The organism is Hymenobacter translucens (assembly GCF_020685205.1).
Classification (GTDB): domain Bacteria; phylum Bacteroidota; class Bacteroidia; order Cytophagales; family Hymenobacteraceae; genus Hymenobacter; species Hymenobacter translucens.
Genome location: NZ_JAJERB010000003.1, coordinates 688,720 through 706,337 on the forward strand (window position 1 = coordinate 688,720; position 17,618 = coordinate 706,337).

Below are 17,618 nucleotides of genomic sequence, written 5' to 3' on the forward strand. Positions count from 1 at the left end.
GTTGCTTGGGCTTTCGTTATTCTTTTGCCTGGCCGGGCCGGCTGCCAAGCTCAACGGCCAACTGCCGGGCGTGGCGCACGCAGTCGGGCACTCCTACCCCGGCCCGCCAGTTGGCCGCCGCGTAGATTCCCTGCCCCGCCAGCGCGTCGGCTGCGGCATGGGCGGCCCCGATGCGGTGGTCAAACTGCGGAATGGCTTTATCCCAGTAGTAGCGCCCCTGCCACAGCGGTTCCGACGCCCTGATGCCATAGCGCCGGCTCAGCTCGGCGTGCACGCTGGCTTTCTGCGTTTCCTCGGGGTCGCGGGCCTGAGCCTCGTACTGGACGCCACCTACGAAGGACGTGAACAGCACCTGGTCGGCCGGGCAGCGGCCGGGAAAGATGGAGCTGGTCCAGATGCTGCCGGCGGCGTAGGGGTTTTCCACCTTCGGGTGCAGGGCCCCGAACCCGTCGAGCGGATGCGCGACATCGGCGCGGCGGTAGGCGGTAAAGATGGCCGTCATGGGCGGGTAGTACACCGCGCTCAGCGCGGCGGCTTCGGCCGGAAACAGCGTTTCCAGCAGCTGTCCGGCCAAGTAGGCCGGCAGGGCCAGCACTACATTGTCGTATAGCTGTTCTTCGGCGGCCGGGGCCTGCACGCTATACCGGCCGTCGGGCTGGCGCACCAGGCCGGTTACTGCCTGATTACCGTGGTAGCCGGTAAGCCGGGCTGCCAGGGTCCGGGGGAGCTGCTGCAGGCCGCCCTTCACCGAGATGATGCGCCGCCGCCCCGCGCCGCCCCCACTCTTGGCCAGTCCCTTCAGCACCGAGCCGTAGGTTTGCTCAAGCCGGGGCAGGGAGGGAAACGTTTTATGCACGAGCAGCTGGTCCGGGTCGCCGGCGTAGATGCCCGAGATGAACGGGTTCAGCGCATAGTCCACGATTTCCTGATCGAAGCGGCGGCGAAAGAAGTTTCCGAGCGTTTCCTGCTCGTTTACCGGTCCGGCGGGGCGGCGCAGCTCCCGCAGCAGGTGCAGCTTGGTTTTCAGGCTGAAGAAGCCACTAGCCAGAAGGGCGGGCGGGGAGCCGGGCAGCTTCCGGTACTGTCCGCCGCGCAGCACATAGCGGTTCTTGCTCACGGCAGCCGTGTCTTCAATCTGGTCGGTCATTCTCAGATCCGCAATAAGCTCTTCCAGCTCGGGGCTGAGCTGCAGGGAATTGGGCCCGGTTTCGAGCAGGTAGGAACCGGCCTGTTCCGAGCGGATGTTGCCCCCGGCGTCGGCACTGGCGTCGAACAGATCGTACGAAAGGCCGGCTTTCTGCAGGTGCCAGGCCAGGGTGAGCCCCGATATTCCGCCGCCGATGATGGCAATGCGCATAGTTTCCGTCAGCTGATGTCCGGCAAAGGTAACACCTGCGGGCCGGGGCGCAGGCGGCGGGTTTGCGTAGCTTTGGCTTATGAACAACCCCGCTTCTCCCCTACCTGCGGCCGGCAAGGCCGTCTTCCTCGACCGCGACGGCGTGCTGAACGAGGAAATCGGCACGTACGTGTGGCGGCCCGAGGATTTCGTGGTGCTGCCCGGCGTCCCCGACGCCCTGGCCCAACTGAAAGCGGCCGGCTACCGGTTGGTTGTCGTCACTAACCAGGCCGGCATCGCCCAGGGCCTGTACTCGGCCGCCGACGTACACGCCTGCCACGCCAAGCTGCAGCAGGCCTGCGGGGGCCTTATCGACGCGTTTTACTTTGCCCCGGGCCATCCTTCGGTCAGTGAGTCGCTGCTGCGCAAGCCGGATTCACTGATGCTGGAAAAAGGCCTGGCCCGCTTCCGGCTCGACCCGGCGCGGTGCTGGCTGGTGGGCGACCGGGCCCGGGACCTGGAAGCGGCGGCCCGGGTGCAGATCCGGGGCATTATGGTCGGGGATGCTGAAGTCCCGGCCAATGCGATACGGGTGGCTGACCTTGGTGCCGCCGCTGGGCTGATCCTGAAAACCGATTTATCTGAATAGAACTTTACCGCTATTCTATCCTGCGCAAAAGCCAGCCCCGGCAGAAGGCTGGCTTTTACAGCAATACCTTAAAAAGGCTACTGGCGCACGGCAGCGGCCGTTTCGGCGCTGGCCAGTGCCGATGACGAAATCTGGGTAGCAGGCTTGGTGCTGCTGTAGGCCGGGCACCTGGTACGGCACGAGGCCAGTCCCGTAAGGCCAATAGCGGCCAAAAGCAGGATCTTTTTCATGAGGAGCGTCTTGTGGGTGATACAAAGCGGTTGACTCGCGGGGTGCGGCGAATCAATCTTCCTACCTAACGCCAGAGACGGGCATAAAATTGCACTCCTCCTGTTTTTAGCTCCGCCTGAATACGGACTCTACTTGTCAGCCAGCCCGCTGACGGTGGCCGGACACCTGCCCACCATCTGAATCCCGATCTTAACTCCCAGGTTACGAACCCGTTCGGTATCCTGGAAGATATCCTCCCCATACTGAGCGGTTATTTCCCTGGCCCTGGTCTGCATGATCGTCGTCATCAGCTTTTGCAGCACCACGTTACGCTCGGGCTTGGTCATCTTGGCCAGCGGCTGCTTGGCGTTGGTGCGCTCCAGATCGGTGCACATGTCACTGGCCATTGCCTCAATCAGCGGCCGCTCAGCCGGCGTTACCACTGAGGCGGCGGGATCTATTGCCCTTGAGCTGCCGGCCATGCCTGCGAACATGGTAATGGCCGTCGGACAGCTGCTGATCAGCCGCTGTCCGACCCGCTGGCCCACTTCCTGCATGGCCTCTTCGGGCGATTTTCCGGTGGCCTGCAGTAATTCCTGCACCTCCGCGGCGCGACTGGTTGCCACCTTCATCATCGACTGCTGCAGAAAAGCCATGGCCTGCTCCTTGGTAAACTTAGCGACCGGGTTTTTGACATTTTCCTTTTCCAGGTCCTGGCACACGGCCGTCGCCATCTCCTGTTCCAGCTTAGCCATGGCGGCCGGAGTGGGCGACTGAGCACTGGAAAGCAGGGACGCAGTACAGGCCAGCAGAATAAGCAGATAACGCAGCATAAGACGGGAAGTAGTAAATGAGTAAAAGGTAATCAGTCCAGGAAAGAGAAGTCATTGGCAGACCCCGAAACCGGTATTTCCCGGCGGGAAGCCTGCCATTCTACCGGGCGCAGCAGGCATGAAAAAGCCAGCTTCCCGCCCAAAGGCACGAAGCTGGCTTTCCTGAAAGCGGTAAGCTACTTCCCGGACGTTCGGACTTACTGCTGGTGAGCAGTGACCGGGGCGGCGCTGGCCGTGATGGTGGACGAAACCCGGTTGGCGGATTTGGTGCTCGAATAAGCAGGGCACTTGGTACGGTTGCAGGCGCCGAGACCCAGCACGGCTACCGAGGCCAGGAGAAGTAGCGTTTTTGACATGATGAGAAAGAGAGAAAGAGAGAAAGCGAAGAAATCGATATTAGGCATGAAAGATAGCAACTTACGGCCGGATCGGCAAAAGTTGCCCCGCAAGATTATTCGGCGGCCGCGAAAAAGCGTGGTGTCAGCACGAAACGGCGCTACTAACTAGGCCCGTCAGCCGGGCAAAGCAAAGCCCGGCGGGAATAACCAGCCGGGCTCGGCAACGGGCGAAAACCCAGGGTCAGCGGCTTACTGCTGGTAGCCCAAGATCTTCATCATCGACTCCCCATTCTGCTCAGGGGCAAACTCCCAGTCAATCAGGTTGCCATCCGCGTCGCGGTCGAGGATGACGTGCTTAGGGGCCGGAATCAGGCAGTGCTTGATGCCGCCGTAGCCCGATAGGCTTTCCTGGTAGGCCCCGGTGTGAAAGAAGCCCACGTACTGGGGCTCAATGGCTTCCTGGTTTTTGGTTTTGAGCTCGGGCAGGAACACCTGGTAGATGTGCTTCTCGGCGTTGTAGTAGTCCTGGGAGTCGCAGGTGAGGCCGCCGAGCTGAATCTTCTTGTACTGCTTTTGCCAGCCGTTCAGGGCCAGCATGATAAAGCGCTGGTTCAGGGCCCAGGTATCGGGCAGGTTGGTGATAAACGAGCCGTCAATCATGTACCAGAGCTCCTTGTCGTTCTGCAGCTTCTCGCCCAGGATGGAGTAGAGCGTCATACCGCTTTCGCCCACCGTGAAGATGCCGAACTCGGTGAAGATGTGGGGCTCGGGCACGCCTTCTTCCTGGCAGATGCGCTGGATGGTGCGCAGAATCTCCTCCACCATGTAGGGGTAGTCGTACTCGGGCTGGATGGAGGTCTGGATGGGCAGGCCGCCGCCGATGTCGATGGTGGTGAGCGTGGGGCACACCTTGCGCAGCTCGCAGTACTTGTGCACGAACCGGCTCAGCTCCGACCAGTAGTAGCTGGTGTCCTTGATGCCGGTGTTGATGAAGTAGTGCAGCATCGTGAGCTCGAAGCGCGGGTCTTCCTTGATCTTCTGCTCGTAGAGCGGAATGGCGTCGGCGTAGCGGATGCCCAGGCGGGAGGTGTAGAACTGAAAGCGCGGCTCCTCGTCGGAAGCCAGGCGCATGCCCACGTTGCACTTCTCCCGCACGTGGTCGTGGTAGTAGTCGATTTCGCCCAGGTTGTCGAGAATCGGCATGCAGTTCACGAACCCGTCGTTGATCAGGTCGGTGATGTCGCGCTTGTACTCCTCGCGCTTGTAGCCGTTGCAGATCACGTAGGTGTCCTTGGTGAGCCGGCCCTTGGCGTGCATGGCCCGCACGATGCTGATATCGAACCAGGACGAGGTCTCGATATGAATATCATTCTTCAGCGCCTCTTCCACGATAAAGCTGAAGTGCGACGACTTGGTGCAGTAGCTGTAGGTGTAGGTGCCCTGGTAGTCGAGCTTGCTGATGGCATCGGCAAACCAGGTTTTGGCCCGCTGGATCTGGGAGCTGATTTTGGGCAGATAGGTCAGGCGCAGCGGGGTGCCGTGCTTGCGCACGATGTCCATCAGCGGAATGTCGTGAAACCGCAGCTCGTTGTTCTCGACGCGGAAGTCGGCGGTGGGAAAGTCGAACGTCTGGGAAATCAGGTCGTGGTAGGTATCCATTGTAGGGCTTAGATCTGAGGAACTTAGGGCTTAGACGCGGGAGTTGAAACAGGAAAGGACCGTAGCTGGGAAACCGGTAGCCGGCCCGGAGGTTGCGGCGTAAACCCAACACTAGGCCCTAAGACCTAAGTCCCTAAGCCCTATCTTAGCATCCGCAAAGATACCCCGCCCGCGGGGTTTTGGTTGTGCTTTGTTCGTTGGTTGCCCCGGAAGGTCCGTGGGCGCCAAGCCTGATGGGAGTCCCACCCTTCAATCGGCAGGCATCAAACCCTCTAAACCTTTAGTTGCCCATGTAAACTATGCGCCGCATAAAGCTCATTGAAGTCCGCTCCGAGCTCGGGGCCGGAACTCGTGGAGCCAGTCTGGGAGTGGATGCGCTCCGGATTGCCTGCCTGAACAAGGGTTCGGACTATTTCCGCCGGTTTAATGCCGTGACGGTTCCCGATCTGAACCACGTGCTGTTCGATAAAAACCATTTCCCCTTCGCCAAGCACATCGACTCGGTGTATACCGTGCAGAAGGGCATTGCCAACACCGTGGAGCAGACGCTCCGCTTCGGGGAGTTCCCGCTCGTGCTGGCCGGCGACCACAGCAACGCCGCCGGCACCATTGCCGGCATCAAGGCGGCTTATCCGCACAAGACGCTGGGCGTGGTGTGGATTGATGCCCACGCCGATATTCACTCGCCCTACACCACGCCCTCGGGCAACCTGCACGGCATGCCCCTGGCCATGTCCCTGGGCCAGGACAGCCTGGATCTGCAGCGCAACGACGTGGACCCGGAAACCGAGTTCTTCTGGCGCCGCCTTAAAAACCTGGGCGAGGAAGGCCCCAAGCTGCTGCCCGAGCACCTGGTGTACGTGGTCGTGCGCGACACCGAAGCCGAGGAAAACGAGATTATCGACCGGCTGGGCATCAAGAACTTCAAGCTGCCCGAGTTCAAGGCCAAGGGCGCCCGGCGCGTGGCCCGGGAAATCTACGAGCGGCTGCGCTTCTGCGACCTGGTGTACATCTCCTTCGACGTGGACTCGCTCGATTCCCGCTTCAGCAAGGGTACCGGCACGCCCGTGGAGGAAGGCCTCGACGTGAAGGAAGCCATTGAGCTCTGCCACGCCCTGCTCGACAACGACCGGGTAATATGCTTTGAGATGGTGGAAATCAACCCGACCCTGGACTCGGAGAACACCATGGCCAAAAACGCCTTCGACATCCTGGAAGCCTCCACCGACGCCATCCTGGAGCGCCTGCGCCTGGCCGACGTGACGTCCAGGTGATTGCGGAGGTGAGAACCTGGAGCTTGGACGTACGCCGGATGCAAATGGCGTCCCGCTCTTTAATTAGTGTTTTCTAAGCTCTAGGTTCGCTGCTCTCATGGCTGGCATCCGCGTCTTCTTCCCGAACCTGAACGGGCTGCGGTTTGTGGCGGCGCTGCTGGTGGTGGTCCACCACGTGGAGCAGTGGCGCGCGATGTACCACCTGCCCGACTACTGGAGCGTGCCGGCGGTGCAGGCGTTCGGCAACCAGGGCGTGACCTTATTTTTCGTGCTCAGCGGCTTTCTGATAACCTACCTGCTGCTGGCGGAGAAAGCGGAGACGGGCGGCATCGACCGGAAAAAGTTCTACGTCCGGCGCATCCTGCGCACCTGGCCGCTGTACTACGCCGTGGTGCTGGCCGGCTTTTTCCTGTGGCCCCATATTTCCTGGCTGGTGTACCAGCCCCACACGGCCGGCATCTTCGAGAAGTATCCGCTCCGGCTGCTGCTCTACCTGGGCTTTCTGCCCAACGTCGACCGGCTGTTCTTTCCCTACTTCCCGTTTGTGTCCCAAACCTGGTCGATTGGGGTGGAAGAGCAGTTTTACCTGTTCTGGCCGCTGTTCGTGGGCTGGCTGCGCCGCCCGCTGCCAGGGCTGCTGCTGTTTATCGGGCTGTTTCTGCTGGGCCGGGAAACCTGCGTGCTGCTGCTGAACGCCGGCCCGGCTCCGCTGCAACACGCGTTTTACCTGCGCAAGCTCATCGACCTGCTGCACCTGACCCGCCTGTCCAGCATGGCCGTGGGCGGCGTGGGCGCGGCACTGCTTTTTTACCGCCGGGAAAACGTGCTGACGCCGCTGCGGACCCGGTGGGTGCAGGCCCTGACCTTGCTCCTGATTGCCGGGGCGTTTGCCGTGCCGGCCGTTTTCGGGCGCTGGGCTGATGATGCCTTCAGCCTGCTGTTCGGGGTGCTGATTCTGAACCTGGCCCAGGGCTCCACCTCGGTGGTAAGCCTGCGGGCGCCCGGGCTCGACTTCCTGGGGCGAATCTCCTACAGCATCTACATGTGGCACAACGTGCTGATTGTGGTGGCCCTGAAACTGGTGGCCTTTCTTCCCGTCGACCCGGCCGGGCAGCGGCACCGGCTGCTGGTTTACCTGCTGGCCGTTTTTATGACCCTGGCCGTGAGTTCCCTGTCGTATCTTTGGCTCGAAAAGCCCTTCTTGCGGCTTAAATCCGCGTTTGCCCCGGCTCCCCGCCCCGCCTGACGCGCCGTTTCACCAGTTCCTGACATCTGCCGCCTTCCCCGTGCAACAACTCGAATCCGACCTCAAAGCCTCGCTCAGTCAAGCCATCCACGCCCTGTTCGGGGCCGCCGTACCCGCCGCCCAGCTCACCATTCAGCCCACCCGCAAGGAGTTTGCCGGCACGTTTACGCTGGTCACCTTCCCGCTGACCAAGGCCCTGGGCAAAGGGCCGGAGCAGATCGGGCAGGCCCTGGGCGAATGGCTGACGGCGAATGACGCCCGGGTGAGCGGCTACAACGTGGTGAAAGGCTTCCTGAACGTCGAAATCGCGGATGCCGAGTGGCTGCGCCAGTTCAGTCTGCTCGGGCAGCAGCCCGGGGTGGCCGACAAGCCCCAGCGGGTGGTGGTGGAGTATTCCTCGCCCAACACCAACAAGCCCCTGCACCTGGGCCATCTGCGCAACAACTTCCTGGGCTACTCGGTAGCCGAGATTCTGAAGGCCACCGGCGCCACCGTCAGCAAAGTAAACCTCGTCAACGACCGGGGCATTCACATCTGCAAGTCGATGCTGGGCTACCTGCGCTTCGGCCACGCCGAAACCCCCGAAAGTGCCGGCATCAAGGGCGACCATCTGATTGGCAAGTACTACGTGCTGTTCGAGCGGCACTACCGCGAGGAGGTGGCCCAGCTCACGGCCGAGGGCGTAGACCCTAAAATTGCCGAGAAGCAGGCCCCGCTGATGCAGGACGCCCAGCAGATGCTGCGCCAGTGGGAAGCCGGTGATGAGGAGGTTGTGAGCCTGTGGCGCCGGATGAACGGCTGGGTGTACGAAGGGCACAACGCCACGTACGCCGCCATCGGCGTGGACTTCGACAAGTTCTACTACGAGTCCGACATCTACCTGCTGGGCAAGGAGCGGGTGGAAGAAGGCCTGCAGAAGGAACTCTTCTACCGGAAAGACGACGGCTCGGCCTGGGTGGACCTGACGGCTGACGGGCTGGATGAGAAGATTCTGCTGCGCTCCGACGGCACCAGCGTCTACATCACCCAGGACCTGGGCACGGCCGAGCTCAAGTACCAGGACTTCGGCTACGACTCCTCCATTTACGTCATTGCCGACGAGCAGAACTACCACATGCAGGTGCTCAAAGCCACGCTGCACAAGCTGGGCAAGCCCTACGCGGCCGGCATTCAGCACCTGAGCTACGGCATGGTGGACCTGCCCTCGGGCAAAATGAAAACCCGGGAAGGCACGGTCGTGGATGCCGATGAGCTGGTGCGCGAGGTGATTGCCGCCGCCAAAGCCGCCACGCTGGAAAAAGGCAAGACCGAAGGCCTGACGGAAGCCGAGCTGGAAAGCCTGTACGAGATGCTGGGCCTGGGCGCGCTGAAATACTACCTGCTCAAAGTAGACCCCAAGAAGCGCATGCTCTTCAATCCGGAAGAGTCGGTGCGGCTGGAGGGCGACACGGGCCCGTTTATCCAGTACAGCCACGCCCGCATTGCGAGCATTCTGCGTAAGGCCGCCGAGGAAGGCGTCGTCCCCGACGCGGACCATACCGGCCTGTCGGAGCTACACCCTACCGAGCGGGACCTTATTCAGGAGCTGGCCGGCTACTCGAAGGTAGTGGCCGAAGCAGCCCGTACCCAGTCGCCGGCCGTAGTGGCGCAGTATGCCTACGACGTGGCCAAGGCCTACAACCGCTTCTACACCGAGCTGCCCATCTTCGTGGAGCCCGACCCGGCCCGCAAAGCGTTCCGCGTGGCGCTGTCGGCCCAGACCGCCCAGGCTATCAAAGCCAGCATGGCCCTGCTCGGCATCAACGTACCCGAGCGGATGTAGTGATTTAGTTGTTCGTTGTCAGTTGTCAGTTGTCAGGATCGTTCTGACAACTGACAACGAACAACTGACAACGAACAACTGACAACGAACAACCAACAACTATCAACCAGCAAGATGAAAAGTGTAGCCGTTTACTGCGGGGCCAATGGCGGGGCCGATGAGATTTACGGGCAGCAGGCCCGGGCCATGGGCCGCACCCTGGCCGAGCGCGGCATCACGCTGGTGTACGGCGGGGGCCGCGCCGGCCTGATGGGCGCGGTGGCCGACGGAGCCCTGGCTTACGGCGGGCAGGTTATCGGCGTCATTCCCGACTTCCTGGCCGACCGGGAGCTGGCCCACCGCGGCCTGACCGAGCTGCATATCGTGAAGTCGATGCACGAGCGGAAGCTGAAGATGTCGGAGCTCGCCGAAGGCTTCGTGGCTTTGCCCGGCGGCTACGGCACCCTGGAGGAGCTGTTCGAGATGCTGACCTGGGGGCAGCTGGGGTTGCACAAAAAGCCCATCGGCGTGCTCAATGTGAAAGGCTTCTACAACCACCTGCTGGCCTTGCTCGACTCAATGGCCGCCGAAGGGTTGCTGCGTCAGGTAAACCGCGCCCAGACCCTCGACGACGCCGACCCCGGCCTGCTGCTCGACAAGATGCAGGCCTACGAGCCCGAAGACCTGGCCAAGTACCTGACGCCCGCTACCACGTAAGCTCCGCTTTCGGCTGATTGAGCACTACCGGTGGTTACCTCAAAGTCCATTGAACAACCACCAAAACGGCCGGTTAATCAGATCAACAGCTAGTAGCCATCAGCTAACAGCAAGCAGCTAAATCCAAATGAAAATCCCGTTTCTGTTTGCCCTGGGCACGCTGGCCGCCGCCGGCCTGGCCTGCTCCTCTCCCACCACTTCCGCTACCGTTCCCATGAACAACAACGCCACCGAAACCAGCGCTGCCTCCGTGCACGACTTTACCGTGAAGTCCATCGACGGCAAGGACGTCAAGCTCAGCCAGTACAAGGGCAAGAAGCTGCTCATCGTGAACGTGGCCTCGGAGTGCGGCTACACGCCCCAGTACAAGGAGCTGGAGGAGCTCAGCAAAAAGCACGGCGACAAAGTGGTGGTGCTGGGCTTCCCGGCCAACAACTTCGGCGGGCAGGAGCCGGGCACCAACGAGCAGATCGTGACCTTCTGCGAAAAGAACTTCGGCGTCACCTTCCCCATGTTCTCCAAGATTTCGGTGAAGGGCGACGACACCGACCCGCTTTACCAGTTTCTGGCGAAGGAAGGCCATGACGCCCCGAACTGGAACTTCTGCAAGTACCTCGTCGACGAGCAGGGCCACGTGGTGAAGTTCTACCCCTCCAAGGTGAAGCCCATGAGCGACGAGCTGGTGGCCGCCGTGCTGAAGTAAGCCAACGCAGTACCTTTATTAGCTGTCATCCTGAGCAGCGCGAAGGACCTTGTCAGGTTTGAACGACTTGCGTAACAACGACTCGTTCTGCGGTGCTAAGGTCCTTCGCGCTGCTCAGGATGACATTTTTATTACCGGTATGACTACATCAACCGCCCCGTCCATCAGTCCCGCCAAAGCCTGGATTTCGGCGTTTCGGCCCCGCACCCTGCCCCTGGCGCTGGCCAGCATCATGGCGGGTGGCTTTCTGGCGGCAGCGCACGGGCAGTTCCGGGGCTGGGTAGTCGGGCTGGCGGCGCTGACTACCATCCTGCTGCAGATTCTGAGCAACCTCGCCAATGACTATGGCGACTCCCAGAACGGGGCCGACAGCGTGCACCGCGAGGGGCCGCAGCGGGCCGTGCAGAGCGGTGCCATCAGCCCCGCCCGCATGAAGCAGGCCATGGGCCTGTTCGGGCTGCTTTCCCTGCTGAGCGGACTGCTGCTGTTGTGGGTGGCGCTGGGCGCGGCCGGGGCCTGGGTGTTCGGGGCGTTTCTGATCCTGGGCCTCTGCGCCATCTGGGCGGCCGTCAACTACACCGCCGGCACCAATCCCTACGGCTACGCCGGTCTGGGCGACCTGTCGGTGTTCATCTTCTTTGGGCTGGTGGGCGTGTGCGGTACGTACTACCTCCAAGCCCGCACCCTGCCGCTGACGGTGCTGCTGCCCGCCGCGGCCCTGGGCTGCTTTGCCACGGCCGTGCTCAACGTAAACAACATCCGTGACATCCACTCCGACAAGCTGGCCGGCAAAATCACGGTTCCCGTGCGGCTGGGGCCGGTGCCGGCGCGGCGCTACCACTGGCTGCTGCTGGTGCTGGGCTTCGGGTGCGCGGTGGTTTACGTGGCCCTCACTTACCACTCGCCCTGGCAGTGGCTGTTCGTGCTGGCGGCCCCGCTGCTGCTGCTCAACGGCCGGCGCGTATGGCAGCGGCAGGAATCGAGGCAGCTCGACCCCCTGCTCAGGCAGATGGCTCTGAGCACACTGGTATTTACCCTGCTGTTTGGCCTGGGGCAGGTGCTGGGGTAAGCGGGGCATCAGGCGCGGCGCGGAAAGTGCGGGAATGCGTGTGCAATTCCGGTGAGGGCGGCATCGTTGCAAAAACGACTCACTTTCCCGCCGCGGCACCGGCTCTGCGCCGCCTCACCTATGAAGCACCTATGTCTCCTCCTCTTCCTGGCTGTGCTGGGGGCTACGGCCTGCTGCGCCCAGTCGAATGCCCCGGCTGCCGTCGGCGGTGAGTTTGGCCCTACTGCCAACGGTCTGGTTTACTCACCCCGAACCATGAGCCGGCTGCGGCACATTGTCGATTCGCTTAACCTCCGGCATAAGGTGTGTGACCTGCGCCGGACGTACCGCAGCCAGTACCAGGGCCAGGCGCACTACGTGCTCCTTGAAGACGGCGACCTGCGCCAGGCCCGGCAGCTGCTGCAGCAAGGCATTAGCCCGGACGAGCTTAAGGGCCGGTTTCCTTTGGCCAAAGTGGAAAAGAATCTGCTCGTCGTTGGTTACCGCGAGGAGGAAGCCCCGCTTAAGCGGACTGCCACCGTCACCTACCGGAGCATTCCGTTTAACGACGCCGGTGAATATGAAGTGGAAGCAGCCGGGTCCCTGCCCGAGCCGGGTTCCGGCCGGTGGGTGATTCAGTCGGTTTCCAAATCGAAGTACCAGGACCCGTACGTGGCCGCCTTTTACTTTCCGGCCGGTCTCGCTCAGTCGTCCCTTCCGGCGCCCTATGCCAACCTGATTCAGTATGCCGACTGCCTGATTGATACGACCTCCCGGATCTACCGGGAATCGGCCCGGCGCACGGGACGCTCGTACCGCAGCGCCCTGCCCAGAACGCAGGTGGAGTTCATGACCTATGCCCACCAGCAAACCCGGCGTCCGGTCGTTGAATACGATGAGAAGCTGAGCGACGCCGAACGGGAGGCCCGCTGGCTCAGCTTCCAGGTCTGGGATTCGCTTCGGCTGGGCAGGATGGACGAGCTGGCCCGAACCGCCCGGTTTCGGGAGCTGCTGGCCAGTGCTGCCAACGACACCCAAAACGTGGGAGCTACTTCCGACGAGTTCGAGGAATACGTGGCGCGGTACCACTCCCCGCAGAAAGCCCTGGAGTTCAAGCGCAGCCGCATTGTGGTGGGTGGCTGCAGCCAGGACGATAGCCCGCGCCGGCACGCGCTGAGCATCGCGCAGCTTTCGGCCGAAACCGTGAACTGGGAAACCTTTCTGCGGGCCCACCTCGACATCATGAACGACCGGTTCGAGCGGATGTCGGATGGTAGCTACGCCCAGGCCGGGCGCAAAACCTACCTCCGCGAGCTGGAAGAGCTGGACATCAACGTTCCCGACCTTATGCTCGGCATCAGCCTGCGCATCGACAATCCCAGCCCCAACCATTACTTCGGCAGCCTGGGCCGACTGGGCCGGGCCTTGGCCGAGACCCGGCAGCCCCGGGAGCTGGAGCAGCGCCTGCTCTCCATTGTGGCCGACACCAGTCTGGACACCTACAACCGGGTTCTGGCCTATTACCTGTTCCTCAACTACACCTTCAACCTGGAGGACGAGAAGCGGCAGCGGGAGAACTTAAGCCAGCTTAACGCGGCCGTGCAAAAGCTCCCGGATTATCTGATTGCCCGGGCAGTAGTTCAGGAAAAGAAATAAACGCAAAAGCCCGGTCGCTTCCACGGCCGGGCTTTTGCGTTTACGGTTTTAGCTAGCTGGTCAGCTTAAGTGCCGGGGGCTATTCGCTGGCAGCGGGAGCGGCCGGGGAGCCACCTACGGCTGCGCCGCCTTCGGGACGGGGCCCACGGCCGCTGCGGTTGCGGCCGCCGCGCTTACGACGGCGCTGGCCTTCGCCTTCGGCGCGGGGTGGGCGGGCTTCCCCTTCTGCCCGGGGCTCCCGCGGCGGGCGCGCATCGCCTTCCGGACGAGGGGTACGCGGCTCCCGGGGAGGGCGGGATTCGCCTTCCGGCCGCGGAGCGCGGGGCGGACGGGCCTCCCCCTCGGGGCGGGGCGGGCGCACGTACGGCACCGCCGGGGCCTGACCGGCGTCGAGTGCCGCCAGGGTAGCTTCGGCGCGGGCAATCCGGGCTTTGTGCTCGGGGCTGTTATGATCGGGCGCATCCCGGCGGGGCGGGTGGCTGCCGTCGGCGCTGCGGCCTCCACCTTCCGGGCGCGGACCCCGGCCACCACCGCTGCCGCCGGAACGGCCGCCACTGCCGCTCCGCTCGGGGCGGCCGCCAATTTTGCCGCGCAGGCCGCTGAAGCGTTTCGGGTCGAATTCCGGGGCCGGGCCCAAACCCAGTTCCTCGGTGATGTTGCGCTTCTCCAGGTCGCGCTCAATCAGCTTCTCAATCTTCACGACGCGGTCCTGGTCCTGGTCGGAAATGAAGGTAATGGCGGTGCCTTTGGTGGCGGCCCGGGCCGTGCGGCCGATGCGGTGCACGTAGTCCTCGGCGGCGCGGGGAATGTCGTAGTTCACCACGTGGCTGAGCGAGTCGATGTCGATGCCGCGGCTAAGCACGTCGGTGGCGACCAGGATGGGAAACTGCTTGTTCTTGAAGGCCCGCATGATTTCCTCCCGCTCTTCCTGCGTCCGGTCGGAGCTGATGCCCCGGGCCTCGACGCCCAGCTTGTTCACCGCCTTTACGATGCCGGCCACGGCTGCCTTCTGGCTGGTGAACAAGACCATGCTCTGCACGTCCTGGGTTTTGATGATGTGCTCCAGCACGTAGATCTTCTGGCGGTCGAAGGCCATGTACAGCTGCTGGTCGATGCCGGCGGCGGGCTTGGAGACGGCCAAGCGGATTTCCTCGGGCTTATTCAGGATCTGCTGGGAGAAGTCCCGGATCTTGCCCGGCATGGTAGCCGAGAACAGCAGGGTCTGCCGCTCCTTGGGCAGCTGGCGCACGATGTTCAGGATGTCGTCCGAGAAGCCCATGTCCATCATCTTGTCGGCCTCGTCGAGCACGAGGTACTTGATCTGGTCGAACTTCACGTAGCCCATCTGCAGGTGGGCAATCAGGCGGCCGGGCGTGGCAATGATGATGTCGGCACCGGAGGTCAGGGCGCGCTTCTGCTGCTCCCAGTTCTCGCTTTTGCCGCCCCCGTAGATGGCGATGCTGCTGGCCTCCACGAAGTAGCCGAAGCCCGTCACTTGCTCGTCGATCTGGGTGGCCAGCTCGCGGGTGGGCACCAGGATCAGCGTGGAGGTGGTGCCGTGCTTGTCGTGGGAAATCTTGTCGAGCAGGGGCAGCAGGTAAGCGGCGGTTTTGCCGGTGCCGGTCTGGGCGCAGGCAATCAGATCTTTGCCCTCGAGGATTTTGGGAATGGCCTGCTCCTGAATGGGCGTGGCATTCTGGTAATTCATGGCATCCACGCCGGCCAGCAGGTCGTCGTGGAGGTTAAATTCGTGAAAGGTCAAGGTTCAGCGTACTAGGGTGAAGAAAAAGGCTGACCTTGATTTTCCGGTCAGCGAACCGCTTGATTTAAAGCAAATATAAGGATTTCCGGCTGCTGCCATCGGGCTTGCACCGACCCTTTGCGGCCTACGGTTTGGGCGGCGTGGCTTCCTCCTGCCGGGGCTGGTTGGTGTTCACGCCCGCATCCGGCGGCGCACCCGTGTTGAGCAGGTCAATGAGGTTGATGGGGTCGTAGAGGGTGCTGTCGGGCGACGATGCCATGCGCGTCGTGTCGGGGCGGGCCGCGAAGTTCATGAAGCGCCGGGCCGGGCCGTTCAAACTCACCGACCGGCTTAGGCCATCCGCCTCGTGCTCGGGAATGTAGCCGCGCCGGGCCATGATGTCGGCAATCAGGCGGAAGAAGTAGCGGGTGCTGCGGCGCAGGTCCCCGTAGGCGTCAAACGACTGCCGGGCATACTTGGGCTTGGGAATGATGCTGGCCAGGTACAGGCTTTCCTGCAGGTTGAGCTGGGCCGGCGTCTTGTCGTAGTAAAACCTGGCGGCCTCGCTCACCCCGTACACGCCCCGCTCGCCCCCGCTCCAGCGGTACTTGCTCGGGCCCCACTCAATGATGTTCAGGTACACCTCCATCATGCGCTCCTTGCTCACGAGGCGGGTGTTTTCGATCAGCCATACCACCAGCGCCTCCTCGGCCTTGCGGGCCACGGTCTTCTGCCGGGTCAGGAACACGTTCTTCACCAGCTGCATGCTCAGCGTGCTGCCGCCGCGGGCGAAGCGCTTTTCCTTGATGTTCTGGATAGCCGACTTCACAAACGCCTTTTCCATAAAGCCCTTGTGGGTGAAGAAGCGCGGGTCCTCGGCCGTGATGATGGCGTACTTCAGGTAGTCTGACACCTGGTCGAACGGCACAAAGTCGGGGTTTGAGGGGCCAACGGCGAAGGTCTTCACCGAGTCACCCCGGTCGTTGTAAGCCGTGTACTGGAACTCCTCATTGAGCTGGCGCAGGTCTACCTTGCCGAACTTGGTGATCCGGAAGTTGCGTCCGGTCAGCCCGGAGTTGAACTGCAGGCTGTCGACCTGCTGCATGTCGAGGGCCGCGCTAAGCTTGTACTGCAGCGTGCCGGTGCCCTGCATGCCGTCGACCACCGAGAAAATGCCGTGGGGCAGGGAGGCGAAGAAGTCGGTGGCGGGCGTTTCGGCCGTTTCCACCTTCAGGGCGACCAGCAGGCCGCGCAGGCGGGCACTGTAGCTCAGCGTGCTCGGGTCGAGGCGGCGGCCAAGCTCCGCGGGCGTGCGCAGCTTGATGCTGACCTGAGGGAAGGCCTCAATCTTGTTCAGCCGCACCTTCGTGCCTTTGTCGAGCGAGGCGTAATTCTGACCCAGGGTGGCAATAAAGTCCATGCCCCCGTGCTTCACCACCACGTCGGTGTCTGAAATCTTGGGGTGGTTGACGATGAAGTTGGTGGCCGCAGCGGTGCCGCGCACCGTGAGCTGCTCGTCCTCGAAGTCTTTTTCGGTCAGGCTCACCTGCAGCGAGTCGAACTGCACGCGGGCGCCGTAGCGGCTCATCACGTAAGGCAGCACCACGGGCTTGCGGTTCAGCCCGAAGAGGCTGGCCTGCAGTTCGTAGTCGCCGGGCTCCACGTGCCCGCTCACGCCCATCTGGTTGCTCACGGAATCGACTACGGAGGAGAACTGCCCCACGATGTCGCCGTCCTCAATGGTAAGGCTGGGCATCGAAAACGTAGCCTGGTGGCGGGGGCTCTGGTAGGTAACGAGGAAGTTGGTAAAGGCGGCCTCGTCGGGAATGTTGTCGAAGCCGGCTTCGAGCAGCTGGTTGAGCAGCAGGCCGTAGTTCGTGCCCTTGGTCGTGTCGCGGGCTACGACGGGCTGGCTTTTCTTCTTGAACAGAAACGAGTAGTTGTCCTGCTCCCGGGTTTTGCGGGCTGTCAGGCGGGCGTCGGCAATCTGCAGGTTGCTGAACACCGGCCGCCGCGCAAACAGGGACTTCAGGCTGATGGCGGCCGTGATGCTTTTGGCCTTCATCAGGGTGTCGCGGCCGATGGGCACCAGGGACACGCCATCGACCTGCACCGTGTTCAGGTCGGTAAAGCGGGCGGGGCCCAGGGTCAGGGCCACCGGGTACTTGCGCTCCACCTTGGTTTTCACCTGCGCCATGGCGTACTGCAGCAGCTGCTGGCGCTTGAGCAGGAACACGCCCAGGGCCACGGCCAGCAGCAGTGCTACGATGCCCAGGCCAATGCCTATTTTTTTCTTGGTTGCTGAATTCACACGAACGGACAGTAGGGAAGAGAAGCGGCTGGCCTTGCGAGTATCGTGCCGAACGCCCACCCACGTACGCAAAGGTAGCGAAAACGGCTGCGCTTG

15 protein-coding genes are annotated in these 17,618 nt (G+C 62.6%); 8 read left to right on the top strand and 7 right to left on the bottom strand.

The window, feature by feature from the left end:
* Positions 1-16 precede the first annotated feature (16 nt).
* Positions 17-1,357 (bottom strand): protoporphyrinogen oxidase, encoded by a 1,341-nt coding sequence (gene hemG, locus LJY25_RS10065; protein ID WP_227608198.1) that lies wholly within the window; start codon positions 1,355-1,357, stop codon positions 17-19.
* A 79-nt stretch (positions 1,358-1,436) separates the two neighbouring features.
* Here hemG and LJY25_RS10070 point away from each other — a divergent pair, with 79 nt between their 5' ends.
* On the top strand, positions 1,437-1,985 hold the full coding sequence (locus LJY25_RS10070) for a D-glycero-alpha-D-manno-heptose-1,7-bisphosphate 7-phosphatase (RefSeq protein ID WP_227608199.1): 549 nt from the start codon (positions 1,437-1,439) through the stop codon (positions 1,983-1,985).
* Between the two features lie 77 nt (positions 1,986-2,062).
* On the opposite strand, the gene LJY25_RS10075 is transcribed toward LJY25_RS10070, so the two are convergent.
* From LJY25_RS10075 to LJY25_RS10090, 4 genes are all read right to left on the bottom strand, one after another.
* Positions 2,063-2,215 (bottom strand): hypothetical protein, encoded by a 153-nt coding sequence (locus LJY25_RS10075; protein WP_227608200.1) that lies wholly within the window; start codon positions 2,213-2,215, stop codon positions 2,063-2,065.
* A gap of 129 nt (positions 2,216-2,344) precedes the next feature.
* On the bottom strand, positions 2,345-3,028 hold the full coding sequence (locus LJY25_RS10080; protein WP_227608201.1) for a hypothetical protein: 684 nt from the start codon (positions 3,026-3,028) through the stop codon (positions 2,345-2,347).
* Positions 3,029-3,225: 197 nt separating this feature from the next.
* Positions 3,226-3,384, bottom strand: coding sequence for a hypothetical protein (locus LJY25_RS10085; protein WP_227608202.1), 159 nt, complete (start codon positions 3,382-3,384; stop codon positions 3,226-3,228).
* Between the two features lie 231 nt (positions 3,385-3,615).
* The gene (locus tag LJY25_RS10090) at positions 3,616-5,025 is read right to left on the bottom strand and encodes a type III PLP-dependent enzyme domain-containing protein (protein ID WP_227608203.1); all 1,410 of its coding nucleotides are present in this window, start codon (positions 5,023-5,025) and stop codon (positions 3,616-3,618) included.
* A gap of 299 nt (positions 5,026-5,324) precedes the next feature.
* Between LJY25_RS10090 and LJY25_RS10095 the strand changes: the two genes are divergently transcribed.
* The 7 genes from LJY25_RS10095 (at position 5,325) to LJY25_RS10125 (ending at position 13,470) form a co-directional block, all read left to right on the top strand.
* The gene (locus LJY25_RS10095) at positions 5,325-6,299 is read left to right on the top strand and encodes an arginase (RefSeq protein WP_227608204.1); all 975 of its coding nucleotides are present in this window, start codon (positions 5,325-5,327) and stop codon (positions 6,297-6,299) included.
* 97 nt (positions 6,300-6,396) lie between these two features.
* Positions 6,397-7,545 (top strand): acyltransferase family protein, encoded by a 1,149-nt coding sequence (locus tag LJY25_RS10100; RefSeq protein ID WP_227608205.1) that lies wholly within the window; start codon positions 6,397-6,399, stop codon positions 7,543-7,545.
* Positions 7,546-7,585: 40 nt separating this feature from the next.
* Positions 7,586-9,367 carry an arginine--tRNA ligase gene (gene argS / locus LJY25_RS10105; protein WP_227608206.1) on the top strand — a complete coding sequence of 594 codons (1,782 nt, stop codon included), beginning with the start codon at positions 7,586-7,588 and terminating at the stop codon, positions 9,365-9,367.
* Positions 9,368-9,481: 114 nt separating this feature from the next.
* Complete coding sequence (locus LJY25_RS10110) at positions 9,482-10,063, top strand: LOG family protein (RefSeq protein WP_227608207.1); 582 nt, start codon at positions 9,482-9,484, stop codon at positions 10,061-10,063.
* 127 nt (positions 10,064-10,190) lie between these two features.
* Entirely contained in the window at positions 10,191-10,766 is a 576-nt protein-coding gene (locus tag LJY25_RS10115) for a glutathione peroxidase (protein WP_317206589.1), read from the top strand.
* Between the two features lie 139 nt (positions 10,767-10,905).
* Positions 10,906-11,835 (top strand): 1,4-dihydroxy-2-naphthoate polyprenyltransferase, encoded by a 930-nt coding sequence (locus LJY25_RS10120; protein ID WP_227608208.1) that lies wholly within the window; start codon positions 10,906-10,908, stop codon positions 11,833-11,835.
* Between the two features lie 120 nt (positions 11,836-11,955).
* Positions 11,956-13,470, top strand: coding sequence for a hypothetical protein (locus tag LJY25_RS10125; RefSeq protein WP_227608209.1), 1,515 nt, complete (start codon positions 11,956-11,958; stop codon positions 13,468-13,470).
* Positions 13,471-13,549: 79 nt separating this feature from the next.
* On the opposite strand, the gene LJY25_RS10130 is transcribed toward LJY25_RS10125, so the two are convergent.
* A complete protein-coding gene (locus tag LJY25_RS10130; protein WP_227608230.1) occupies positions 13,550-15,178 on the bottom strand; it encodes a DEAD/DEAH box helicase in 1,629 nt (542 codons plus the stop codon).
* 178 nt (positions 15,179-15,356) lie between these two features.
* A complete protein-coding gene (locus LJY25_RS21365; RefSeq protein WP_227608210.1) occupies positions 15,357-17,522 on the bottom strand; it encodes a transglycosylase domain-containing protein in 2,166 nt (721 codons plus the stop codon).
* Positions 17,523-17,618: the final 96 nt, after the last annotated feature.